General features: G+C 60.8%; 15 protein-coding genes and 1 pseudogene. 14 read left to right on the forward strand and 2 right to left on the reverse strand.

Features of this window, described 5'->3' with window-relative positions; genetic code table 11:
* The first annotated feature begins 94 nt into the window (after positions 1-94).
* From hutU to hutG, 10 genes are all read left to right on the forward strand, one after another.
* Positions 95-1765, forward strand: coding sequence for a urocanate hydratase (gene hutU / locus PspS35_RS01705; RefSeq protein WP_159932505.1), 1671 nt, complete (start codon positions 95-97; stop codon positions 1763-1765).
* Positions 1766-1822: 57 nt separating this feature from the next.
* Positions 1823-3283 carry a cytosine permease gene (locus tag PspS35_RS01710; protein ID WP_159932506.1) on the forward strand — a complete coding sequence of 487 codons (1461 nt, stop codon included), beginning with the start codon at positions 1823-1825 and terminating at the stop codon, positions 3281-3283.
* 68 nt (positions 3284-3351) lie between these two features.
* Entirely contained in the window at positions 3352-4317 is a 966-nt protein-coding gene (locus PspS35_RS01715) for an ABC transporter substrate-binding protein (RefSeq protein WP_159932507.1), read from the forward strand.
* A 71-nt stretch (positions 4318-4388) separates the two neighbouring features.
* Positions 4389-5240 (forward strand): proline/glycine betaine ABC transporter permease, encoded by an 852-nt coding sequence (locus tag PspS35_RS01720; RefSeq protein WP_032890174.1) that lies wholly within the window; start codon positions 4389-4391, stop codon positions 5238-5240.
* A complete protein-coding gene (locus tag PspS35_RS01725) occupies positions 5237-6061 on the forward strand; it encodes a glycine betaine/L-proline ABC transporter ATP-binding protein (protein ID WP_065940754.1) in 825 nt (274 codons plus the stop codon). Before PspS35_RS01720 ends, PspS35_RS01725 begins: the two co-directional genes overlap by 4 nt.
* A 73-nt stretch (positions 6062-6134) precedes the next feature.
* Positions 6135-7643: a histidine ammonia-lyase gene (hutH, locus tag PspS35_RS01730; protein WP_159932508.1), complete on the forward strand. Its 1509-nt coding sequence runs from the start codon at positions 6135-6137 to the stop codon at positions 7641-7643.
* Positions 7644-7682: 39 nt separating this feature from the next.
* Entirely contained in the window at positions 7683-9215 is a 1533-nt protein-coding gene (gene hutH, locus PspS35_RS01735; RefSeq protein ID WP_159932509.1) for a histidine ammonia-lyase, read from the forward strand.
* A 209-nt stretch (positions 9216-9424) separates the two neighbouring features.
* On the forward strand, positions 9425-10834 hold the full coding sequence (locus tag PspS35_RS01740; RefSeq protein WP_159932510.1) for an amino acid permease: 1410 nt from the start codon (positions 9425-9427) through the stop codon (positions 10832-10834).
* A 15-nt stretch (positions 10835-10849) separates the two neighbouring features.
* Positions 10850-12055, forward strand: coding sequence for an imidazolonepropionase (gene hutI, locus PspS35_RS01745; RefSeq protein WP_159932511.1), 1206 nt, complete (start codon positions 10850-10852; stop codon positions 12053-12055).
* Positions 12056-12066: 11 nt separating this feature from the next.
* Positions 12067-12864, forward strand: coding sequence for an N-formylglutamate deformylase (gene hutG / locus PspS35_RS01750; protein ID WP_159932512.1), 798 nt, complete (start codon positions 12067-12069; stop codon positions 12862-12864).
* Positions 12865-13686: 822 nt separating this feature from the next.
* Here hutG and PspS35_RS01755 read toward each other — a convergent pair.
* Both PspS35_RS01755 and PspS35_RS01760 read right to left on the reverse strand, forming a co-directional pair.
* Positions 13687-14130 (reverse strand): hypothetical protein, encoded by a 444-nt coding sequence (locus PspS35_RS01755; protein WP_159932513.1) that lies wholly within the window; start codon positions 14128-14130, stop codon positions 13687-13689.
* Positions 14131-14141: 11 nt separating this feature from the next.
* On the reverse strand, positions 14142-18476 hold the full coding sequence (locus PspS35_RS01760) for an RHS repeat-associated core domain-containing protein (protein ID WP_159932514.1): 4335 nt from the start codon (positions 18474-18476) through the stop codon (positions 14142-14144).
* A gap of 273 nt (positions 18477-18749) precedes the next feature.
* Here PspS35_RS01760 and pip point away from each other — a divergent pair, with 273 nt between their 5' ends.
* From pip to mdoH, 4 genes and pseudogenes are all read left to right on the forward strand, one after another.
* A complete protein-coding gene (gene pip, locus PspS35_RS01765) occupies positions 18750-19721 on the forward strand; it encodes a prolyl aminopeptidase (protein WP_099583838.1) in 972 nt (323 codons plus the stop codon).
* Positions 19718-20155, forward strand: a complete 438-nt coding sequence (gene dtd, locus PspS35_RS01770; protein ID WP_057724454.1) for a D-aminoacyl-tRNA deacylase — start codon at positions 19718-19720, stop codon at positions 20153-20155. Before pip ends, dtd begins: the two co-directional genes overlap by 4 nt.
* A gap of 267 nt (positions 20156-20422) precedes the next feature.
* The gene (locus PspS35_RS01775) at positions 20423-22159 is read left to right on the forward strand and encodes a glucan biosynthesis protein G (RefSeq protein WP_159932515.1); all 1737 of its coding nucleotides are present in this window, start codon (positions 20423-20425) and stop codon (positions 22157-22159) included.
* A pseudogene (gene mdoH / locus PspS35_RS01780) lies at positions 22152-24796 on the forward strand (glucans biosynthesis glucosyltransferase MdoH). The gene PspS35_RS01775 and the pseudogene mdoH overlap by 8 nt, the downstream one beginning before the upstream one ends.
* The last annotated feature ends 85 nt before the right edge of the window (positions 24797-24881 follow it).

The following is a 24881-nucleotide window of genomic DNA, read 5'->3' on the forward strand; positions in this document are numbered from 1 at the left end:
TTGCATATGCTTGTACATACAAGTAAAGATGTGTGCGTAAGACTCTCCTTCGCACCATCACTGTCCGCGCATCGATCGCCGAGGAGTCTTAGCTGTGACCAAGCCTACAAAATACCGTGACGTCGAAATCCGCGCCGCCCGCGGTAACACGCTCACCGCCAAAAGCTGGCTGACCGAAGCGCCGCTGCGCATGCTGATGAACAACCTCGACCCGCAAGTGGCCGAGAACCCGAAAGAGCTGGTGGTGTACGGCGGTATCGGCCGTGCTGCACGTAATTGGGAGTGCTACGACCAGATCGTCGAGAGCCTCACCCACCTGAACGACGACGAAACCCTGCTGGTGCAATCCGGCAAACCGGTCGGCGTGTTCAAGACCCACAGCAACGCGCCGCGTGTACTCATCGCCAACTCCAACCTGGTGCCGCACTGGGCCAGTTGGGAACACTTCAACGAACTGGATGCCAAGGGCCTGGCCATGTACGGCCAGATGACCGCCGGCAGCTGGATCTACATCGGCAGCCAGGGCATCGTCCAAGGCACCTACGAAACCTTCGTCGAGGCCGGTCGCCAGCATTACAACAGCGACCTGACCGGCCGTTGGGTACTCACCGCCGGCCTCGGTGGCATGGGTGGCGCACAGCCGCTGGCGGCCACACTCGCTGGTGCCTGCTCGCTGAACATCGAGTGCCAGCAGGTCAGCATCGATTTCCGCCTGGCCAGCCGTTATGTCGACGAGCAAGCCACCGACCTCGACGACGCCCTGGCCCGCATCGCCAAATACACCCAGCAAGGCAAGGCTATCTCCATTGCCCTGCTGGGTAACGCTGCAGAGATCCTGCCGGAACTGGTCAAGCGCGGCGTGCGCCCGGACATGGTCACCGACCAGACCAGCGCCCACGACCCACTCAACGGCTACCTGCCGGCCGGCTGGACCTGGGACGAATACCGCGCCCGCGCCAAGACCGAACCGGCTGCCGTGATCAAGGCTGCCAAGCAGTCGATGGCCGTGCACGTCCAAGCCATGCTGGACTTCCAGAAGCAGGGCATCCCGACCTTCGACTACGGCAACAACATCCGTCAGATGGCCCAGGAAGAGGGCGTGGAAAACGCCTTTGATTTCCCGGGTTTCGTGCCGGCGTACATCCGCCCACTGTTCTGCCGTGGCATCGGCCCGTTCCGCTGGGCGGCGCTGTCGGGCGACCCGCAAGACATCTACAAGACCGACGCCAAAGTCAAAGAGCTGATCCCGGACGACGCCCACCTGCACAACTGGTTGGACATGGCCCGCGAACGCATCAGCTTCCAGGGCCTGCCGGCGCGTATCTGCTGGGTCGGCCTGGGCCAGCGCGCCAAGCTCGGCCTGGCCTTCAACGAGATGGTGCGCAGCGGTGAGCTGTCGGCGCCGGTGGTGATTGGCCGTGACCACCTCGACTCCGGCTCGGTGGCAAGCCCGAACCGCGAAACCGAAGCCATGCAGGACGGTTCCGACGCCGTGTCCGACTGGCCGCTGCTCAACGCCTTGCTCAACACCGCCAGCGGCGCGACCTGGGTCTCGCTGCACCACGGCGGCGGCGTCGGCATGGGCTTCTCGCAACACTCCGGCATGGTCATCGTCTGCGACGGCACCGACGAGGCCGCCGAGCGGATCGCCCGCGTGCTGCACAACGACCCGGCGACCGGGGTGATGCGTCATGCCGATGCCGGTTACCAGATCGCTATCGACTGCGCCAAAGAGCAGGGCCTGAACCTGCCGATGGTCAAGTAACGGCTCCCACAGAAGAGCAAGATGCATACAAAACAATCCATCAGAGGTTGAACCTACATGGCTTCAAACGACACCACCCCGTTGATCGAGAAACGTTCGATCGACTACATCCCGGAAGCGGAAAGACACGGTCGTCTCTTGAGCCAGTTCACCCTGTGGCTGGGTGCCAACCTGCAGATCACCGCCATCGTCACCGGGGCCTTGGCCGTGGTGCTGGGCGGTGATGTGTTCTGGTCGTTGATCGGTCTGTTGATCGGGCAACTGATCGGTGGCGGCGTCATGGCGTTGCACGCGGCGCAAGGGCCCAAGCTTGGCCTGCCGCAGATGATCTCCAGCCGCGTGCAGTTCGGCGTGTATGGCGCGGCGATTCCAATCGTGCTGGTCTGTTTGATGTACCTCGGTTTCACGGCCACCGGTACGGTGCTTTCCGGCCAGGCGCTGGGCCAGTTGTTTGGTGTCAGCGACAGCGTCGGCATCCTGCTTTTTGCCAGTGTGATCGTGCTGGTCACGGTGCTCGGTTATCGGGTGATCCACTTCATCGGGCGCGTGGCCAGCGTCATTGGGGTGATTGCTTTCGTTTACCTGTTCACCCGCCTGATGGGCCAGGCTGACATCGGCGCCTTGCTGCAAATCCGCCATTTCAGCTGGAGCAGCTTCTTGCTCGCGGTATCCCTCGCCGCTTCCTGGCAGATCGCGTTCGGGCCGTATGTGGCGGACTATTCGCGTTACCTGCCGAGCCGCACGTCGTCGGTGAAAACCTTTTTCGCCGCGGGCGCAGGTTCAGTGATTGGCGCCCAGGTGGCGATGATCCTCGGTGTGTTTGCCGCGGCCATGTCCAACGGGCAATTCGCCGGCCATGAAGTGGCCTACATCGTCGGGTTGAGCGGCAGCGGTGCCGCCGCTGCGCTGCTGTATTTCAGCATCGCGTTCGGCAAGGTCACCATCTCTACGCTGAACTCCTACGGCAGCTTCATGTGCATCGCGACCATCATCAGCGGCTTTCGTGGTCGCCTGGAGGTGACGCGTCTGCAGCGTCTGGTCTTCGTGCTGGCCATCGTCGGCACGGCGACCCTGATCGCGTTGCTCGGCCAGCATTCGTTTCTGGGTGCGTTCAAGTCCTTCATCTTGTTCCTGCTGGCGTTCTTTACGCCCTGGAGCGCGATCAACCTGGTGGATTACTACTGCATCACCCGCGAGCGTTATGACGTGCCGGCGCTGGCCAATCCCAAGGGGCGCTATGGCCGCTGGAACCCTTTGGGTATCAGCGTCTATGTCTTTGGTGTGCTGGTACAGATGCCGTTCATCTCCACCAAGTTCTATACCGGCCCGTTGGTAGACGCGCTGGGCGGTGTGGATATCTCTTGGATCATCGGCCTGGTGTTGCCTGCCGCGCTGTATTACGTGTGTGCGAAAAAATGGCACGGCAGCGTGCCCGATCACCTGATCCTGCCGGTCGAGCAGGACAGCGTTGTACCCACTAAAACAAGTGGGGCCGGTCGCGCTGCGGCGCAGGCCTGACGGGACGTGGACAGGGCAGGATGCCTTTTGACTGCCGTAATCCATTTCATGATTGGGAGCGTCACACAATGAAAATGCATAAGACCCTGCTGACCACGTTGTTCTCTGCAGGCTTGCTGGCCAGCGCTGGCGCCCAGGCGGCCGGTTGGTGCGAGTCGGGTAAGCCGGTGAAATTCGCAGGCCTGAACTGGGAAAGCGGCATGTTGCTTACCGACATCCTGCAAACCGTGCTGGAAAAAGGCTACGACTGCAAAACCGACAGCCTGCCAGGCAACTCCATCACCATGGAAAACGCCCTGAGCAGCAACGACATCCAGGTCTTCGCCGAAGAGTGGGTGGGCCGCAGTGAAGTCTGGAACAAGGCCGAGAAGGCCGGCAAGGTGGTCGGCGTCGGTGCCCCGGTGGTGGGCGCTATCGAAGGCTGGTACGTGCCGCGCTACGTGATCGAAGGCGACGCCAAGCGCAAGCTGCAAGCCAAGGCGCCGGACCTGAAAAACATCGCCGACCTGGCCAAGTACGCCTCGGTGTTCAAGGACCAGGAAGAGCCGTCCAAGGGCCGTTTCTACAACTGCCCGGCCGGCTGGACCTGTGAGCTGGACAACAGCGAGATGCTCAAAAGCTACGGCCTGGAAAGCACCTACACCAACTTCCGCCCAGGCACCGGCCCGGCGCTGGATGCGGCGGTGCTGTCGAGCTACAAGCGTGGCGAGCCGATCCTGTTCTACTACTGGTCGCCGACGCCGCTGATGGGCCAGGTCGATCTGGTGAAACTCGAAGAAAAACCCGGCGTGGACAAGAGCGTGAGCATCAAGGTCGGCCTGTCCAAGGCCTTCCACGAACAGGCCCCGGAACTGGTGGCTGTGCTGGAAAAGGTCAACCTGCCTATCGACCTGCTGAACCAGAACCTGGGGCGCATGGCCAAGGAGCGTATTGAGTCGCCGAAGCTGGCGAAGATCTTCCTCAAGGAACACCCTGAAGTCTGGCACGCCTGGGTCAGTGAAGACGCAGCCAAGAAAATCGACGCGGCCTTGTAGGTCAAGTGTGCACGGCTACCCTGAGGGGTGGCCGGGCGACTGGCCGCAACCCATTGGATCGAGAGCACGCTATGTTTCCTGAGAGTTTTACGTTTTCCATTGCCGACTGGGTCAACGGTTGGGTGGATTCACTGGTCACCAACTACGGCGACGTGTTCCGGCAGATCTCCGACACCCTGCTATGGGCCATCGTCAACCTGGAAGGCCTGCTGCGCGCCGCGCCCTGGTGGCTGATGCTGGCCATCGTCGGCGGCGTTGCCTGGCACGCCACGCGCAAGGTGGTGACCACCGCCGTGATTGTCGGCTTGCTGTTCCTGGTGGGCGCGGTCGGCCTGTGGGACAAGCTGATGCAGACCCTGGCCTTGATGATGGTCGCCACCGTCATTTCGGTGCTGATCGGCATCCCGCTGGGCATCCTTTCGGCACGCAGCAATCGCCTGCGTTCGGTGCTGATGCCGCTGCTCGACATCATGCAAACCATGCCCAGCTTCGTGTACCTGATCCCGGTGCTGATGCTGTTCGGCCTGGGCAAGGTGCCGGCGATTTTCGCCACGGTGATCTACGCCGCGCCGCCGCTGATTCGCCTGACAGACCTGGGGATCCGCCAGGTCGACGGCGAGGTCATGGAAGCCATCAACGCCTTCGGTGCCAACCGCTGGCAGCAGTTGTTCGGCGTGCAATTGCCGCTGGCGCTGCCGAGCATCATGGCCGGCATCAACCAGACCACCATGATGGCGTTGTCGATGGTGGTGATCGCCTCGATGATCGGTGCCCGTGGCTTGGGCGAAGACGTACTGGTCGGCATCCAGACCCTCAACGTAGGCCGTGGCCTTGAAGCGGGGCTGGCGATCGTGATTCTTGCAGTGGTCATCGACCGCATTACCCAGGCCTATGGCCGTCCACGGCATGAGGCGAGCAAATGACCACTGTCAGCAAAATCGAAGTCAAAAACGTCTTCAAGATCTTTGGCGCGCGTTCCAAGGAGGCGCTGGCGATGGTTGGCCAAGGCAAGACCAAGGACCAGGTGCTGGCCGAGACCGGTTGCGTGGTGGGCGTGAACGACTTGTCGCTGAGCATCGGCACCGGTGAGATCTTCGTGATCATGGGCCTGTCGGGTTCCGGTAAATCCACCCTGGTGCGCCACTTCAACCGCCTGATCGACCCCACCAGCGGCGCGATCCTGGTGGACGGCGAAGACATCCTGCAACTGGACATGGACGCCCTGCGTCAATTCCGTCGGCACAAGATCAGCATGGTGTTCCAGAGCTTCGGCCTGCTGCCCCACAAAAGCGTGCTCGACAACGTCGCCTACGGCCTCAAGGTGCGTGGCGAAACCAAGCAGGTGTGCGCCGAACGTGCGTTGCACTGGATCGAAACCGTGGGCCTGAAGGGCTACGAAAACAAATACCCGCACCAACTTTCCGGCGGCATGCGCCAGCGCGTCGGCCTGGCCCGTGCATTGGCCGCCGACACCGACATCATCCTGATGGACGAAGCCTTCAGCGCCCTCGACCCGCTGATCCGCGCCGAGATGCAGGACCAGTTGCTGGAGCTGCAAAAGACCCTGCACAAAACCATCGTGTTCATCACCCACGACCTCGACGAGGCGGTGCGCATCGGCAACCGGATTGCGATTCTCAAGGACGGCAAGCTGATCCAGGTGGGCACGCCTCGCGAGATCCTGCATTCGCCGGCGGATGAGTATGTGGACAGGTTTGTTCAGCGGCGGGCGGCGGTGGTTTGATCCGGGTTGGGTGGTGAGGCTGCTGGCCCCCGATAGGGCCGGCAAAGCTGTAGAGAATATGAAGAGGTCAACAATGTCCCAGGCAACAAACATCACCATCGCCGACACGCCCCTGCACTGGCAGGACGTCGTCGCCGTCGCCCGCCACGGCGCTTTGCTCGAACTTTCGGGCCAGGCCTGGGCGCGCATCGACAACGCCCAGGCCATCGTGCAGCGCATCGTCACCAGTGGTGAACGCGCCTATGGCGTGAACACCGGCCTGGGCGCGCTGTGCAATGTGTCGCTGGCGGGCGAGCAACTCAGCCAGCTGTCGCGCAACACCTTGCTCAGCCATGCCTGCGGCGTCGGCCCGGTGCTCAGCGATGAGCAGACCCGCGCAATCATCTGCGCCGCCGTGATCAACTACAGCCACGGCAAATCCGGCCTGCATCCGCAGGTGGTACGTGCGTTGCTGGCGCTGCTCAATCACGGCATCACGCCGCAAGTGCCGTCCCAGGGCTCGGTGGGTTACCTGACCCACATGGCCCATGTCGGCGTGGCGCTGCTGGGTGTCGGCATGGTGAGTTATCGCGGCCAGGTCGTGACCGCGCAAGAGGCCTTGCAGGCCGAAGGTTTGCAGCCCGTGGTGCTCGGCGCGAAAGACGGCCTGTGCCTGGTCAACGGCACGCCGTGCATGACCGGCCTGAGCTGCCTGGCCTTGGCTGATGCCCACCACCTGCTGCAATGGGCCGACGTGATCGGCGCCATGAGTTTCGAAGCCCAGCGCGGTCAAATCGATGCATTTGATGAAGAAATCATCGCCCTCAAGCCGCACCCCGGCATGCAGCACGTCGGTCGCAACCTGCGGGCGTTGCTCGACGGCAGTGAAGTGATCGCCAGCAGCCAAGGCATTCGCACCCAGGACGCGCTGAGCATCCGCTCGATCCCGCAGATCCACGGCGCGGCGCGTGACCAGGTGGCGCACGCCACGCGCCAGATCGAGACCGAACTCAACAGCGCCACCGACAACCCGTTGCTGCTCGGCACGCCGGGCAACTACCGCGTGGTGTCCCAGGCCAACCCCCACGGCCAGTCCGTCGCCTTGGCCGCCGACCTGCTCGCCATTGCCATGGCCGAGATCGGCTCGGTGGCCGAGCGCCGCCTGGACCGTTTGATCAACCCGCATGTCAGTGGCTTGCCGGCATTCCTGGTGAGCAACCCTGGGGTCAACTCCGGGATGATGATCGTGCAGTACGTCGCCGCGTCCTTGTGTGGGCAAAACCGCCAGCTCGCGCAACCTGCGGTGCTCGATAATTTCGTCACCTCGGGCCTGCAGGAAGATCACCTGAGCATGGGCACCAACGCCGCGCTCAAGCTGCATCAACTGCTGGCCAACGTTACCCAGATTCTTGCCATCGAATACTTGTTGGCGGCCCAGGCCTTTGAATTCTTGAAGGACCAGCGCTTCGGCGCAGGCACTGACAGCGCGTGGCGTTTGCTGCGTGAAGTGGTCCCCGCGTACGAGCAGGACCGCTGGCTGGCGCCGGATATCGCGGCCGCCGCCAAGTTGCTCAAAGACACCGCGTTACCGAATTTGCACTGAACAATTTTTCAAAAAGAACAATTCACAAGGAGTACGAATGTGACTGCGCTAAACCTGAATCCAGGCCAACTGAGCCTTGCCCAACTGCGGGCCATCTACCAGCAGCCAGTGACCCTCAGTCTGGATGACAGTGCCTCGGCCCAGATCGAAGCCAGTGTGGCCTGCGTGGAGCAGATTCTCGCCGAGAACCGCACCGCCTATGGCATCAACACCGGTTTCGGCTTGCTGGCCTCGACCCGCATCGCCAGCGAAGACCTGGAAAACCTCCAGCGTTCCCTGGTGCTGTCCCACGCCGCCGGCGTCGGTGAGCCGATCAGCGATGCGCTGGTGCGGCTGGTCATGGTGCTCAAGGTCAACAGCCTGAGCCGCGGCTTCTCCGGGATTCGTCGCCAGGTGATCGACGCGCTGATCGCGCTGATCAATGCCGAGGTTTACCCGCATATTCCGTTGAAAGGCTCGGTGGGTGCCTCCGGTGACTTGGCGCCGCTGGCGCACATGTCCTTGGTGCTGCTGGGCGAAGGCAAAGCGCGTTACAAAGGCGAATGGCTGGAAGCGACCGACGCGCTGAAAATCGCCGGCCTCACGCCACTGACCCTCGCCGCCAAAGAAGGCCTGGCCTTGCTCAACGGCACCCAGGTGTCCACCGCCTATGCCTTGCGCGGCCTGTTTGAAGGCGAAGATTTGTTCGCCGGCGCTTTGGCCTGCGGCGGCCTCACCGTGGAAGCGGTGCTGGGTTCGCGCTCGCCGTTCGACGCCCGCATTCACGCCGCACGCGGTCAGCGTGGGCAGATCGATTCGGCTGCCGCTTACCGCGACCTGCTCGGCGACAGCAGCCAGGTCTCCCAGTCGCACCAGAACTGCGACAAGGTGCAAGACCCGTATTCCCTTCGCTGCCAGCCACAAGTCATGGGCGCGTGCCTGACCCAGTTCCGCCAGGCCGCTGAAGTGCTGGTGGTCGAAGCCAACGCGGTGTCCGACAACCCGTTGGTGTTCGCCGCCGAAGGCGATGTGATTTCCGGCGGTAACTTCCACGCCGAACCGGTGGCTATGGCCGCTGACAACATGGCGTTGGCCATCGCCGAAATCGGCTCGCTCAGTGAGCGCCGTATCTCGCTGATGATGGACAAGCACATGTCGCAACTGCCGCCGTTCCTGGTGGGCAATGGCGGCGTCAACTCCGGCTTCATGATTGCCCAGGTGACCGCCGCCGCGCTCGCCAGCGAGAACAAGGCGCTGGCCCACCCCCATAGCGTCGACAGCATCCCGACGTCCGCCAACCAGGAAGACCACGTGTCAATGGCCCCGGCTGCGGGCAAGCGCCTGTGGGAAATGGCCGAGAACACCCGCGGCATCCTCGCCGTCGAGTGGCTGGCCGCCTGCCAGGGCCTGGACCTGCGCGAAGGCTTGAAGACCTCGCCGAAGCTTGAACAGGCGCGGAGCATCCTGCGCGGCAAAGTGGCGTTCTATGACAAAGACCGCTTCTTCGCCCCGGACATCCTCGCCGCCAGCGAACTGCTCGCCAGCCGCTGCCTGAATGAGCTGGTGCCGGCCAAGTTGTTGCCGAGCCTGTAAGCGACACTCGCTCTGTAGTGAGCGGGCTTGCCCCGCGCTGGGCTGCGCAGCAGCCCCCTAACCGGAGTGGGGCTGCTTCGCAGCCCAGCGCGGGCGGTGCGACGATTCGACAAGCCCGCTCACCACAACAAGCCCGATCACCACAAAAAAGCAGTTGTCCCGAGCGCGGATTCTAATTTTCTCAGGATAAAAATAATTAAGGACGAGAAATGCACCAGCAAGAAAAGGGTTTGAAACGCGGCCTCAGCGCCCGACATATTCGCTTCATGGCACTGGGGTCGGCCATCGGCACCGGGCTGTTCTATGGCTCCGCCTCGGCCATCCAGATGGCCGGCCCCGCCGTGCTGCTGGCCTACCTGATCGGCGGCGCCGCGGTATTCATGGTGATGCGCGCCCTCGGTGAAATGGCCGTGCACAACCCGGTGTCCGGCTCCTTCGGCCAGTACGCCAGCACCTACCTGGGCCCGATGGCCGGGTTTATCCTCGGCTGGACCTACGCGTTTGAAATGATCATCGTCTGCCTCGCCGACGTCACGGCGTTCGGCATCTACATGGGCTTCTGGTTTCCCGAGGTCGCGCGCTGGGTGTGGGTGCTCGGCATCGTGTTCCTGATCGGCGGCCTGAACCTGTGCAACGTCAAAGTGTTTGGCGAGATGGAGTTCTGGCTGTCGCTGCTCAAGGTCGGCGCCATCGTGGCGATGATCCTCGGCGGTTTCGGCATCATGCTGTTCGGCATCCATTCGGCAGGCGAGACCCAGGCCAGCGGCCTGAGCAACCTGTGGGCCCACGGCGGCTTCATGCCCAATGGCATCGGTGGCCTGATTGCCTCGTTCGCGGTGGTGATGTTCGCCTTCGGCGGTATCGAAATCATCGGCATCACCGCCGGTGAAGCCAAGGACCCGCAACGCGTGATCCCCAAGGCGATCAACGCGGTACCGTTGCGCATCCTGTTGTTCTACGTGCTGACCCTGTTTGTGCTGATGGCCATCTACCCGTGGCCGCAGATCGGCAGCCAGGGCAGCCCGTTCGTGCAGATCTTCAGCAACCTGGGCATCGGCTCGGCGGCGACCATCCTCAACATCGTGGTGATCTCGGCGGCAGTCTCGGCGATCAACAGTGACATCTTCGGCGCGGGGCGCATGATGTATGGCCTGGCCCAGCAAGGGCAGGCGCCCAAAGGCTTTGCCCAGTTGTCCAAACAGGGCGTGCCGTGGATGACCGTGGTGGTGATGGGCGCAGCGCTGCTCGGCGGCGTGCTGCTCAACTACCTGATCCCGGAGAACGTATTCCTGGTGATTGCCTCGATTGCCACCTTCGCCACGGTGTGGGTATGGCTGATGATTCTGTTCACCCAGGTCGCCATGCGTCGCTCGATGACCAAGGAACAGGTCGCCGAGCTGAAATTCCCGGTACCGTTCTGGCCCTATGCGCCGGCGGCGGCCATCGTATTCATGCTGTTTGTATTTGGTGTGCTGGGTTACTTCCCGGACACCCAGGCGGCCTTGCTGGTCGGCGCCGTGTGGATTGTGCTGTTGGTGGTTGCGTACCTGCTGTGGGTCAAACCCGCCGCCGGGCAAGCGGCCACCGTCCATTACGACCCGGCTGTGTCTCATCGATAACTTAGGGAGGCGTTGATGAAAACCCTTTGGCAACACTGCCACGTTGCAACCATGGCCAATGGTAACTACTCGATCATCGAGGATGCGGCCATGGTCACTGCCGGCTCACTCATCCAGTGGATCGGCCCGCGCAGCCAAGTGCCGACGGCAGACTACGCCCAGGTGCATGACCTGCAAGGCGCGTGGGTCACTCCCGGGCTGATCGACTGCCACACCCACGCGGTGTTTGGTGGCAATCGCAGTGGCGAATTCGAGCAGCGCCTTGAGGGCGTGAGCTATGCCGAGATCGCGGCCAAGGGCGGCGGTATCGCCAGTACCGTGCGTGCCACCCGTGCGGCGACAGAAGATGAACTGTTTGCCAGTGCTCAAAAGCGCCTGCGCAGCCTGTTGCGCGACGGCGTGACCACGGTGGAGATCAAGTCCGGCTACGGCCTGGACCTGGCCAACGAACGCAAGATGCTGCGCGTGGCCCGCCGCCTGGGCGATGCGCTGCCGGTCAGCGTGCGCGCCACCTGCCTGGCGGCCCACGCGTTGCCGCCGGAGTACAAGGACCGCGCCGACGACTACATCGAGCATATCTGCAACGAGATGCTGCCGGCCCTGGCGGCAGAAGGGCTGGTGGACGCCGTGGATGCCTTCTGCGAATACCTGGCGTTTTCCACCGAGCAGGTGGAGCGGGTGTTCAAGGTCGCCCAGCAACTCGGCCTGCCGGTGAAACTGCACGCCGAACAGCTGTCGTCGCTGCACGGCTCCAGCCTGGCGGCACGTTATCACGCGTTGTCGGCGGACCATCTGGAGTTCATGACCGAAGAAGACGCCATCGCCATGGCCGCGTCCGGCACCGTTGCCGTGTTGTTGCCGGGTGCGTTCTACTTCCTGCGCGAAACCCAACTGCCACCGATGGATGCGCTGCGCAAACACGGCGTGAAGATCGCCATCGCCAGCGACCTCAACCCCGGCACCTCGCCGGCACTGTCGGTGCGCCTGATGCTGAACATGGCCTGCACCCTGTTCCGCATGACCCCCGAAGAAGCCCTCGCGGGCGCCACCCAACATGCGGCTACCGCGCTGGGCATGGGCGATACCCATGGTTCGCTGGAAGTCGGCAAGGTCGCGGACTTTGTCGCCTGGCAGATTGATCGTCCCGCCGACTTGGCCTACTGGCTGGGCGGCGAGTTGGATAAACGCGTCGTGCGCCACGGCGTCGATGTCACTGTGTAAGGAGTGCTGTTGTGGATAAGGTTCTGAACTTCAAACAAGGCCGCACGCCGCTGCTGATCAGCATGCCCCACGCCGGCCTGCGCCTGACGCCTGCGGTCGAGGCCGGGTTGATCCCCGAGGCGCAAAGCCTGCCGGACACCGATTGGCATATCCCCACGCTGTATGACTTTGCCGAGGAGCTGGGCGCCAGCACCCTCTCGGCGGAGTACTCGCGGTTCGTCATCGACCTGAACCGGCCCTGCGACGACAAACCGCTGTACGCCGGCGCCACCACCGGCTTGTACCCGGCGACATTGTTCGATGGCGTGCCGTTGTTCCGTGAAGGCCTGGCGCCGAGCGAGGCAGAGCGCGCCAGCTACCTGCAAAAGATTTGGGGTCCGTATCACCGGGCGCTGCAAGAGGAACTGGCACGGCTCAAGGCCGAGTTCGGCTACGCGCTGCTGTTCGATGCGCACTCGATCCGCTCGCTGATCCCACACCTGTTCGACGGCAAACTTCCCGACTTCAACCTCGGTACCTTCAACGGCGCCGCCTGCGACCCCGAACTGGCCAGCCAGCTGGAAGCCATCTGCGCCGGGCACCCGCAGTACAGCCATGTGCTGAACGGGCGATTCAAGGGCGGGCATATCACCCGCCATTACGGCGACCCGGCGCAGGATATTCATGCGGTGCAGTTGGAGTTGTGCCAGAGCACCTATATGGAAGAGGTCGAGCCATTCCGCTATCGCGCGGATCTGGCCGAGCCGACGCAGGTGGTGTTGAAGCAATTGCTGGAAGGTTTTTTGGCTTGGGGGCGTGGGCGCTATTGAATGAAATAAATACAAGTGCGGTTTCCTGCACAGAAAGCGCACCTGTATTTTTCAGCTATCCCCAACCGGTTCACGTTAGGGCTAACTATTAAGATAAGGTGATAGAAAAGCCTCAACGAACAGTTTGCTTTTTTCCTTCGGAAAGCAGAGAACTAAGTCGGTTTCCGAGATTAGATACATGTAATAGTCATAGCCAAAGTGAAACTCAACGCTTGCAGATTTCAGCTTGCATCAGATGTGTTCTCTCAAAATAGCCTGGAGGGCTGGGGCTAGTCGATCGACCTCAATGCTTTGTCCTTCGGTGTAAGGTTCACCCTCTGAATTTATTTCAAGACTGCTAACTATCAACGTAGAAGCGCCCAAGCATTGGCAAATTGCAATGACCGTTTCTACATAGTTAGTTTCGGTGAGTAGGTACTCTTCTTCCGAAGTCGAGGCGGGTTTCGCTCAGCGGATAACCGTGGCTGTCGTATTCGGTTTTACTGGGCGTCGACTGAGACCGACGTAGCAGTAACGCTTGCACTTTTTGCCAAGATCATTCCGGTTGTCGCGCTAGTTTAAGAAAGCAGGTTGTCGACAGACGTCAGAGCAAAAAGGCCAGCATATTTGAGTGTAGGTATGGACGTTTTTCTGTTCATCAAAAAACAGCTAACCCTGAGCGCGGTCATGACTCAGCATCGCTGATGTCGAGCTGCCCAATGAACACCATCGGCCATTCAGGGTTTTAAAACCTTCCGTGCTCCAAATGCCTCACGTTAGTTGTAATAAATTCACTGTTTTTTTGAAAAGCAGTCGCGTCAGAGTTGAAAAAATTTGAATCGTCTATTCATTTTTATTTTTCTTAATCAAATAAAAATTCAGGTATTTTTTGGGTCTTTCTTTGAAAGCTCTTTCTTTTCCGATGGAATAAGCCTCATCAAAATATCGAAAAGCCTCGCCCTCCTCATAAAGTTCGAAACAAACCATACCCAAATCTATCAATGGCCCGGTATTCCGTTGGGAACTTCTGCCAGCGAGTGCAGCTTGAGCCCAATACTTAGATTTTTTGAAATCACCGTTGTCAAAGTAGAAATTGTAAAGCGAGCCTGCAATCCATCCGGTCAATAGCTTCCAGCCCAATTTTGGCTCTGGGAGTAGCTCCCACGCTTGAATATAAGCAGCAAGCGCCTGAGGTTTTTTGCCTTCTTCGTCCAGCTTGTTTCCACCTTCTACGATGGAAGAAATTTTCGCATCTAGGTCTGGGCTTTCTTCAGATAGATCTTTCATAGGTAATGTCCTCAGTATCTATATTCAGGCTTCTCGGCCGGCCCTATGAATACATCTGGTTCCTTGTATCGGTCTTTCAGGCGTGCGCCTCGAGATCGGTTGTAGCTGTAATGCTCCAACTCATAGTTGTTCGGATCGCGCATCCAACCTCGTACCTCTTTGGCCTTGGCACCGTGATAGCCGCCTCTCTGATTCCAGTATCTGACAGCATCAGTTCGGTGCGCCATATCGGCATCCTTTATCGGGTACCACTCATTATCTAGCCTATTCTTGAACTTCATATTCTTGCCTTCACCCTTGATACGATCCTCAGTACGCATTCGTGCAATGACCGCTTTCCCCGTTTTACTATTTTTGCCTGGCGTTCTACCGACAGAATTTAGACGGCATGAAAGACCCAGCGGGTCAATCCAGCCGAAGGGATTGGGCGTGTAGTCGTAAAAATTCAGCCCTCCCCGTAGACCAACCGGATCCGGCGTCGTAAACCGCCCCACATCCGGATCATAAAACCGGAACGTGTTGTAGTGCAGCCCGATCTCCCGATCCAGATACTGCCCCTGAAACCGCAGGTTCTGTTCTTCAATGTAGTAAGGCTCGCGCACCTCCTCCAGCGTGTTGCCCCACACCTGATAAGTTGCGCGCCAGGCGTTGTGCCCGTCGGCTTCCGTCAGCTGTTCCGGCAACCCGTTCAGGTCGTTGTGGTAATAGCGCACGCGCTGGTGTTCGCCCTTTCCATCGACTCGGGCAAGCGGCGCGTAGCCGTCGTCTTCATAAAGGTAAAGGCTCGTCTGACTATGTCGATGCTCCTGCAATAGGCGCAGGCCTTCCCAGTCGAAGCGGGTTTCGCTCAGCGGATAACCGTGGCTGTCGTATTCGGTTTTACTGATGCGTCGGCCGAGTGGGTCATAGCTCATTTTTACCCGTGTTTCTCGCCCGTTTTTCTGGCTATGGACTTCAATCAAACGGTGTTCGGCGTCGTACGCGAAGCGTTGCAAGCCTCGGACGGTGCTGCGTTTTTCGATCAGCCGACCAAAGCCGTCGTAGCGGTAGCGCTTGTCCTGATACGTCAGCAACTTGTTGTGGCTCACTAATCCGGCGCCAAGCTGGGGGCCATCCAGCAAGTTCGCGGCAGCATCGTAGGCGAAGGTTTCCTGCTGACCTTGTGTGTTGTCCTGGGTAGCGATAATCCGACCGGTCGCGTCGTAGTGCAGCAGTTGGCGTTGGCCCGCTTCCAGGCGGCCGATCAGGTTGTCGGCGGGGTCGTACTCGAAGGTTTTTTGTTGGGTGGGCGGCAGTTGCCGGGGTTGGCCTGTAGGGCTGCGTTTACGCGAGCGCAATCGGCCGCAGCGGTCGTATTCGTTGCGGGTGGTGATCTGCCCTTGGGTGCGCAGCACTTCGCGGTGCAGGCGGTCGCGTTCGAAGTCGCTGATGACGTTGCCATCGAGGTTTAGCTGGTGCAGGTGACCGCTGCCGTAGTACAGGCGATTGAGCCAGCGCCCGTCGGGCAGTTGCGTCTGGATCAGGTTGCCGAGTTCGTCGTAGTGGTGGTTCAGGCTGCCGGCAGCGCTGTGTTCGGTGAGCAGTTGGCCAAGTGGATCGTAGGCGAAGGCCAAGGTCTGGATGATCTGGCCGTTGCCGGTGAAGGTGACGCTGGTGAGTTGGTCCAACGGGTCGTAGGTGTAGTCGGTACGACCATCATCGGTCACTTTCGCCCGCAAGCGCCCAGTTGCATCGCGCTCCAGGCGATGGACGATAGAAGGCGTACCATTGGACGGCACATATTCGACGGCAGCCAGGTTATCCAGTGCATCGTAGGCATAACGCCGCGCGCTGCCGTCGAGGTCTTGCTGCTGCGCAAGGCGGTCACCCTGGTCCCAGGCGAAGCGGTAGCGCTCGCCGTTTTCGTTGGTCAGGGTTTGCAGGCGGCCGTAAGCGTCGTGACGGAATTCGATCTGTCGGCCTTGGGCATCAACGCGCTGGCGAACCTGCCCACGGCGGTCGTATTGGTAACGGGTGGTCTGGCCGGCTGCATCGGTGTAGGCGATCAACTGGCCACTGGTGTCGCGCAGATAATGCTCGATATGCCCATACGGCCTTTCGGTTTGCAGCAGGCGGCCCTGGCTGTCGTGTTGATAGCGCTGGCGCTCACCCAGCGCATCGATCACGGCGTGCAAGTGGCCCCGACGGTCGAACTCGAACCTTGTGGGATACCCCGAGCAATCTACATGCTCGGTCAATTGCCCGACTTCATTCCAACGCAGGCGGTGGTTTTTTCCGGTGGCGTCGGTGATTTCGACGACCTGGCCAAACGCATCATGGCGGTAGCGCGTGACATGCCCCAGCGGGTCGGTTTGACTGACACAGTTGCCACGCGGGTCGTATTGATACTGCCAGGCTTGGCCGGCGGCATCGGTCTCCACTAAAGGCAGCGACCAATGCCCCAGCCATACCGTGGATTCGGCGCGCCCCAACGGATCTTGCGTCTCGCACAGGTTGCCGGAGGTGTCGTAACCGAACGTCCACTGACCGCCCTGGGGATCGGTGGCTCCGAGTAACTGGCGCTCGTCATTCCATTCAAATTGCCAGGTTTGGTCGAGGCTGTCGGTATACGCGGTGATCTGGTACTGCGGGTTCCATTGGCGGGTACTGACCCGTTGCAAGCCATCGGTAATCCGCGTGATCCCGGCTTGTAGGTCATAGTCGAATTGGTAGTCGTCACCCTCGTCGGTCCAGTGTCGGACCACGCGCCATTCGCGGTCGTCCACACAGGCCCATTGGTAGAAGCAGCACAATCCGGTGGGCCGTTGGTGCTCGATCATGCGCTGGCCGCTGTCGTAGGCGAAACGACGTTGAGTGTGCCCGGCGGCATCGCGAACGTCGGCCAGGTTGCCTTGACTGTCATAGCTATAGCTGACGAGGGTTTCTCGGCCGTGATCAGGGAACAGGCGTTCAATCTGAGCGACTCGAGCGGGCCATTGCTGGCTGTAGCCCAGTTCGATCTGCACATTATCGAAGGTATCGCGCAACCGGCTCAGGCGGCCCTGGTTGTCATAGTCAAGCAAGAGGCGGTTGTCATTGCGATCCCCCAACTGGCTCAGACGCAGGTGCGAGGGGTTGCCCGGTGCGGGTTCAAACAGCCGATAGCGCCCATCGACGCTTTCAATCAGCAGGTGCCCGTCGGTATGGCGCCGTACGCTCAAGCCTTCGCCCGCGCTGAATACCGCGCCGCCCAGTGGGATCATGCCCATGTCGACCTTGCGGGCCTGTTCATCGATGTAGACCAGTTGCTCGCCGCCTCCGGAGTGCACGTCAATGTCGACGCGGGCTTCATAAGCCACGCTCCAACTGGCGCCGAACAGGCCGTCACGCCGTTCATCGCGACTGCAGTAATAGCGCTGCCACTCGATAGGCAGCAGTCCTGGCAACGCGAAGTCCAGGTCGTCTTCACCGTCGAGGATCTTCGCGCCCGTGGCGCTGTGCACCGGGTTGGGCGAACCCGCGACCGCAGCGCTCATCGCATTACTTACCTGGCTGCTGCCCCACGACACCAGCCCGCCCACCGCCATGCACGGCAACGCGCTGAAAAACCTCGCGCCACTGCCGCGCAACGTCAGCAACGCCGTCACTGCCAACCCCACGCCCGGCGTCTTGCCGCTGCGAATCTCACGTACCACTACGGGCGCGCCACCGATGATCACATTTGGCGAAATCTGTACATTTGCGACCTTGGCTTCGCAGGTGCTCCGGTCCCCACTACGCACCGCTGGCTGACCATTGATAAAGACCCTGCTGGAGCCTTCCGCCAGGTATTGCTCCGGCATCGGCGGGTGTTTATTGCAGTCGACTTTATCGGCGGGACAAGGCACGGCGCCCGCCACCGGGGCAGCCACCGTAGGGCGCCATAGCTGAGAGAAAAAGCCGTCGGCGATATCCAGATAAGACGGCTCCACCCCTGGCGCCGCGGTGACATCCGACAGTTTGCCGGCCGCCCGCGCCGCGGGTTTCCCGTTGATGAAGACGTTGGGCGAACCGCTGCTGATGAAGGCGTCGATGACCGGAGGGAACAGCGCATTGGCAAAGTACTCACATAATCGTGAGAGGCCTTTATCCGCGCCGGTTTGGCTCATGCCGATGCCGACCACCGCACCCACGACGGCGCCCAATACAACGCAGCCGAGACCGCCCGTTGCCACGGTGAAGCCGGCTGCGGCAACAACAGCGGCTGTCGCCAAGGCCATCACGGCCACGCTGGCGGCAATCTCCAGGACGCCGCCTAACACGTCGGCGAGCATTGAACTGTGCAGAAGCGCGTCACCCTCGCGGGCGGCCCACAGCATGTCAGTCATGCGTAACGATCCGTGTCTGAAAAGACCGGGATCAAATCACGCGATTGTGTCCTTGCTCAGGTGAGACTTTCCGAGACGCTCGTAGGACGGCTCCCAAGGTTTATATGCATCAGTAGGTGGGGGCCTATCTGCAGGATGACCTCAGGAGTGAACGACTGACACAGCTCTAAGCGCTCAAGGACATGCTCATTGCACAATTCGGGTTTATAGTGCCAGACGGCAAAATAAAAGACGTCCCCCCAGGGATGAACCCGACCCCCTACGGAGCGCGCAATGCAGACTTGGTACCCGCAGATCAAACCCTACGCCCGGCACGATCTGGCCGTCGATGACACCCACACCTTGTATGTCGATGAAAGTGGCTCCCCCGAAGGCTTGCCTGTCGTCTTTATCCACGGTGGTCCTGGCTCCGGTTGCGATGCCCAGAGCCGCTGCTATTTCGATCCCAATCTTTACCACATCGTCACCTTCGACCAGCGCGGTTGCGGGCGCTCTACGCCCCGCGCCAGTCTGGAAAACAACACCACCTGGGATCTGGTCGCCGACCTTGAGCGTATCCGCGAGCATCTGGGCATCGAGAAATGGGTGCTGTTTGGCGGCTCCTGGGGCTCCACGTTGGCCCTGGCCTACGCGCAAACCCACCCCGAGCGGGTGCATGGCCTGATTGTGCGTGGCATTTTCCTGGCCCGCCCCCAGGACATCGAATGGTTCTACCAAGCCGGCGCCAGCCGCTTGTTCCCGGATTACTGGCAGGATTACCTCGCGCCGATCCCTGCGGACGAGCGTCACGACATGATCGCCGCCTACCATAAACGGCTGACCGGCAACGACCAGATCGCCCAAATGCACGCGGCCAAAGCCTGGTCCGGTTGGGAAGGCCGCATGCTGGGCCTGTGCCCAAGCCCGCAGCATGTGGAGCGTTTTTCCGAACCGCAGCGCGCCTTGTCCATTGCGCGGATCGAGTGCCACTACTTCACCAATAATTCTTTCCTGGAACCCAACCAGCTGATTCGCGACATGCACAAGATCGCCCATCTGCCTGGCGTAATCATTCATGGCCGCTACGATATGATCTGCACGTTGGATAACGCCTGGGAGCTGCATCAGGCTTGGCCGAACAGCGAACTGCAGGTGATTCGCGAGGCGGGTCATGCGGCGTCCGAGCCGGGCATCACTGATGCATTGGTGCGCGCGACCGGCGAGATGGCACGCCGCCTGCTTGATCTGCCGCCAGAAGAAGCATGAAGGGCTTGTTGCAACGGGTGCGTGGCGCCCGGGTCGAGGTGGCGGGCGAAATCGTCGGTGCCATCGACCAGGGGTTGCTGGTGCTGGTGGCGGTAGAGCCTTCAGACACGCCTGAGAGCGCCGATAAGCTGCTGCACAAGTTGCTCAACTACCGGGTCTTCAGCGACGACGAGGGCAAGATGAACCTGTCGCTCAAGGACATCGGCGGCGGTTTGTTGCTGGTTTCGCAGTTTACGTTGGCGGCCGATACCAAGAGCGGGCTGCGGCCGAGCTTCTCGACAGCGGCCCCGCCAGCCTTGGGAGCGGCACTTTTTGACCACCTTCTGTTACAAGCGCAACAATTGCATGGCAAGGTGGCGTCGGGGCGTTTTGGCGCCGACATGCAGGTGCATTTGGTCAATGATGGCCCTGTGACCTTTCTGTTACAGACGTGAATGTATTAAAAACGACTTTTAATGCTTAAAAACGCAGTATTTCGCTACAAATACTTCGTTACCCCTGATGCGTTGTCTCGCAGGCTACTAGATAATCGCGCGCTACGGGGATCAGCGTTGTTTGGTCCATTTTTGACTTAGGTAGAGACTTGTCCGACAACCATTGGGGAATCATTTTGACCCAGGGGAGTCGGAACAATGCTCGCCAACCTGGCATATAGATAGCTGGCCGTTGGTTTTTTGATCTGTTTTCGGCGAGGGTTGCTCGTGATTGTTAGTCCCTGTAATGCACCAAAATTGTCTGCCAAACGGTTGCGAAACGCACTGGTAACGGGCTCCGCCCTGTTTTGCCTGTTCGGCGCGGGTCAACTGTGGGCATTCAGTCTGGATGATGTGTCGGCCAAGGCAAAAGAGCTGGCCGGGCAGAAATACGAAGCTCCGCGCAGCAATCTGCCGAACGAATTCCGTGAAATGAAGTTCGCGGACTACCAGAAGATTCGTTTCCGCAATGAAAAAGCCGAGTGGGCCGATCAGAACACCCCGTTCAAGCTGTCCTTCTATCACCAGGGTATGCACTTCGATACACCGGTGAAAATCAACGAAGTCACTGCTGACAGCGTCCAGGAAATCAAATACGACCCGTCGCGTTTCGATTTCGGCGACGTCAAGTTTGATCCTAAAGCCACCGAACAGCTGGGTTATGCAGGCTTTCGTGTGCTGTTCCCGATCAACAAGGCCGACAAGCAAGACGAGATCATGACCATGCTCGGCGCGAGCTATTTCCGCGTCGTCGGCAAGGACCAGGTGTATGGCCTGTCCGCCCGTGGCATGGCGATCGACACGGCGCTGCCGTCTGGCGAAGAGTTCCCGCGTTTCACCGAGTTCTGGATCGAGCGTCCAAAACCGGGTGACAAGCACCTGGTGATCTTTGCCCTGCTCGATTCCCCACGTGCGACCGGCGCCTATCGCCTGATCCTGCGTCCGGGCACCGACACGGTGGTCGATGTCAAATCCCAGATGTTCCTGCGCGACAAGGTCAGCAAGCTGGGCGTTGCCCCGCTGACCAGCATGTTCCTGTTCGGCGCCAACCAGCCGTCCAAGGTGCTCAACTACCGTCGCGAACTGCACGACTCCAGCGGTCTGTCGATCCATGCCGGTAACGGCGAGTGGATCTGGCGCCCGCTGAACAACCCTAAACACCTGTCGGTCAGCAACTTCACCGTCGAGAACCCGCGTGGTTTCGGCCTGTTGCAACGTGGTCGCAACTTCAGCCACTACGAAGACCTGGACGACAACTACGACAAGCGCCCAAGCGCCTGGATCGAGCCTGACGGCGACTGGGGCAAGGGTTCTGTCGACTTGGTCGAGATCCCGACTGCTGACGAAACCAACGACAACATCGTTGCGTTCTGGAGCCCGGCCGAGTTGCCGAAAGTCGGCGAGCCGCTGGAAGTTGCCTACCGCCTGCACTGGACCCTGGACGACGCCGCGTTCCACTCGCCGGACAGCGCCTGGGTCAAGCAAACCCTGCGTTCCACGGGTGATGTGAAGCAATCCAACCTGATCCGTCAGCCGGATGGCAGCGTCGCCTACCTGGTGGACTTCGAAGGCCCGTCCCTGAAGAAGCTGCTGCCGGACGCCCCGGTGCGCAGCCAGGTGAGTGTGGGTGATAACGCTGAGCTGGTAGAAAACAGCGTGCGTTACAACGAGCACACCAAAGGCTGGCGTTTGACCCTGCGCATGAAGATCAAGGACGCAGGCAAACCGACCGAAATGCGTGCTGCCCTGGTCCAGGACATCCCGCAGGCTGAGCCTGAGAAGGTTTCGACCCAAGTGCTCAAGGCTGACAAGGTTTTGGCCAAGCAGCACGAGAAACAGGCCAAGAAAGACGCCAAGGACAAGGAAGCCAAGCAGCCAGAAGCTGCCCCAGCCACACCGGAGCCGATCAAGACCGAGCAAGTCCTGACCGAAACCTGGAGCTATCAGTTGCCTGCCGATGAGTAATTCTCAAGTCACGCCAGAGACTCTGTCCGAGTACCTGGCGCATCTCCCGATGACCGCTGAGCAGCGCGCCGAACTGGCGGGCTGCACATCTTTCACCGAGTTGCACGAGCGTTTGTCGTCCAAGACCTTCGATGCGCCCATCGACGCCGCCCAGGCGTCGGTTGGCAGCCGGTTGAAGCTCAGCACCGCTGAAGAGCTGCAAGATGCCGAGATGCTGGCGCTCGACGCCAGCGGTCGCGTGTGCCTCAAGGCCACGCCGCCGATCCGTCGCACCCGCGTGGTGCCGGAGCCGTGGCGTACCAATATCCTGGTGCGCGGCTGGCGCCGTCTCACTGGCCGCAGCAATCCACCGGCTCCGCCGAAGGATGAACGCGTATTGCCGGCCGCACGCTGGCGTACCGTGGGTTCGATTCGTCGTTATATCCTGCTGGTGCTGATGCTCGGCCAGACGATCGTCGCCGGCTGGTACATGAAAGGCATCATGCCGTACCAGGGCTGGTCGCTGGTCGACTTCGACGAGATCCGCAACCAGACCCTGCTGCAAACCGCTACCCAGGTCCTGCCTTACGCTCTGCAAACCAGCATCCTGATCATGTTCGGGATCTTGTTCTGCTGGGTGTCGGCCGGCTTCTGGACCGCCTTGATGGGTTTCCTTGAGCTGCTCACTGGCCACGATAAATACCGGATCTCCGGTAAAAGTGCCGGCGACGAGCCGATTCCGAAAGATGCCCGCACCGCGCTGGTGATGCCGATCTGCAACGAAGACGTGCCGCGTGTATTCGCCGGTTTGCGTGCGACGTTCGAATCGGTGGCCGCGACCGGTGACCTGGACCGCTTCGATTTCTTCGTGCTCAGCGACAGCAACGACGCCGACATCTGCATCGCCGAACAGCAAGCCTGGCTCGACGTGTGCCGTGAAGCCGGTGGCTTTGGCAAGATCTTCTATCGCCGTCGTCGCCGTCGCGTCAAACGCAAGAGCGGCAACCTCGACGACTTCTGCCGTCGCTGGGGCGGTGACTACAAGTACATGGTCGTACTGGACGCTGACTCGGTGATGAGCGGCGAATGCCTGACCAGCCTGGTGCGCCTGATGGAAGCCACGCCGGATGCCGGGATTATCCAGACCGCGCCGCGTGCGTCGGGCATGGACACCCTGTATGCGCGCATGCAGCAGTTCGCCACCCGTGTGTATGGCCCGCTGTTCACCGCCGGCCTGCACTTCTGGCAGTTGGGTGAATCCCACTACTGGGGTCACAACGCGATCATCCGCATGAAGCCGTTCATCGAGCACTGCGCCTTGGCGCCATTGCCGGGTAAAGGCGCGTTCGCCGGTTCCATCCTGTCCCACGACTTCGTTGAAGCGGCGCTGATGCGCCGTGCCGGCTGGGGCGTGTGGATCGCCTACGACCTGCCGGGCAGCTACGAAGAACTGCCGCCGAACCTGTTGGACGAACTCAAGCGTGACCGTCGCTGGTGCCACGGCAACCTGATGAACTTCCGCCTGTTCCTGGTCAAGGGCATGCACCCGGTGCACCGCGCGGTGTTCCTGACCGGCGTGATGTCCTACCTGTCGGCGCCGTTGTGGTTTCTGTTCCTGGTGCTGTCCACGGCCCTGCTGGCGGTGAACACCCTGATGGAGCCGCAGTACTTCATGGCCCCCCGCCAGTTGTACCCGCTGTGGCCGCAATGGCATCCCGACAAGGCGGTGGCGCTGTTCTCCACCACCATCGTGCTGCTGTTCCTGCCTAAATTGCTGAGCATCATCCTGATCTGGGCCAAGGGCGCGAAAGAGTTCGGTGGCAAGTTCAAGGTGACCTTGTCGATGCTGCTGGAGATGTTGTTCTCCATGTTGCTGGCGCCGGTGCGGATGATCTTCCACACCCGTTTCGTGCTCGCCGCGTTCCTCGGCTGGGCCGCGACCTGGAACTCGCCGCAGCGCGACGATGACTCCACGCCCTGGAGCGAAGCCGTCAAGCGCCACGGCCCGCAAACCGTGCTGGGCTTCCTGTGGGCGCTGCTGGTGGTGTGGTTGAACCCAAGCTTCCTGTGGTGGCTCGTGCCGATCGTGGGTTCGCTGATGCTGTCGATCCCGGTGTCGGTGATTTCCAGCCGGGTCAAGTTGGGCCTCAAGTCCCGCGACGAGAGCCTGTTCCTGATCCCCGAGGAGTACAACCCGCCGCAAGCGCTGCTGTCGACGGAGAAGTACACCCACGAAAACCGTTGGCACGCCCTCAACGACGGGTTCGTGCGTTCGGTGGTCGACCCGCAGCAGAACGCCCTGGCCTGTGCCTTGGCGACCTCGCGTCACCGTGAGGCCGAGCCGATCGAGTACCTGCGTACCGAGCGGGTTCGTCATGCGTTGAAAGTCGGCCCTGCCGGCCTCAACAACGCTGAACGCGTGGCCTTGCTCAGTGATCCGGTGGCCCTGGCCCGCCTGCACGAGCAGGTCTGGAGCGAAGGGCACGCCGAGTGGCTCGCCGCCTGGCGCGACTCGATCAAAGCCGACCCGCATGCGCCGTTGCTGCCGCTGCAACCGCTGTCGTCCCAGGCCCAGCCGGCCTGATTCAGACACCCCCGAGGGCTTACCTCGGGGGTGCTCCTGACGTTGTTCCTACCGTGTTTTGCGTTCCCTCCTAATCTTCCAAAATCGTTGTTATTTCGAAACAAAATACCTTTTATCGGTACGTATTTGCGTGTCCGCGACTGAGTTAGGATCGCCCCC

The sequence above is a fragment of the Pseudomonas sp. S35 genome (assembly GCF_009866765.1).
Classification (GTDB): domain Bacteria; phylum Pseudomonadota; class Gammaproteobacteria; order Pseudomonadales; family Pseudomonadaceae; genus Aquipseudomonas.

What these genes read in the sequence shown, in the direction of transcription:
- PspS35_RS01710 (WP_159932506.1), top strand. Translation starts at nt 1,823, where the DNA reads ATGGCTTCAAACGACACCACCCCGTTGATCGAGAAACGTTCGATCGAC.
- PspS35_RS01715 (WP_159932507.1), top strand. Translation starts at nt 3,352, where the DNA reads ATGAAAATGCATAAGACCCTGCTGACCACGTTGTTCTCTGCAGGCTTG.
- PspS35_RS01720 (WP_032890174.1), top strand. Translation starts at nt 4,389, where the DNA reads ATGTTTCCTGAGAGTTTTACGTTTTCCATTGCCGACTGGGTCAACGGT.
- PspS35_RS01725 (WP_065940754.1), top strand. Translation starts at nt 5,237, where the DNA reads ATGACCACTGTCAGCAAAATCGAAGTCAAAAACGTCTTCAAGATCTTT.
- hutH (WP_159932508.1), top strand. Translation starts at nt 6,135, where the DNA reads ATGTCCCAGGCAACAAACATCACCATCGCCGACACGCCCCTGCACTGG.
- PspS35_RS01740 (WP_159932510.1), top strand. Translation starts at nt 9,425, where the DNA reads ATGCACCAGCAAGAAAAGGGTTTGAAACGCGGCCTCAGCGCCCGACAT.
- hutI (WP_159932511.1), top strand. Translation starts at nt 10,850, where the DNA reads ATGAAAACCCTTTGGCAACACTGCCACGTTGCAACCATGGCCAATGGT.
- PspS35_RS01755 (WP_159932513.1), bottom strand. Translation starts at nt 14,130, where the DNA reads ATGAAAGATCTATCTGAAGAAAGCCCAGACCTAGATGCGAAAATTTCT.
- PspS35_RS01760 (WP_159932514.1), bottom strand. Translation starts at nt 18,476, where the DNA reads ATGACTGACATGCTGTGGGCCGCCCGCGAGGGTGACGCGCTTCTGCAC.
- pip (WP_099583838.1), top strand. Translation starts at nt 18,750, where the DNA reads ATGCAGACTTGGTACCCGCAGATCAAACCCTACGCCCGGCACGATCTG.
- dtd (WP_057724454.1), top strand. Translation starts at nt 19,718, where the DNA reads ATGAAGGGCTTGTTGCAACGGGTGCGTGGCGCCCGGGTCGAGGTGGCG.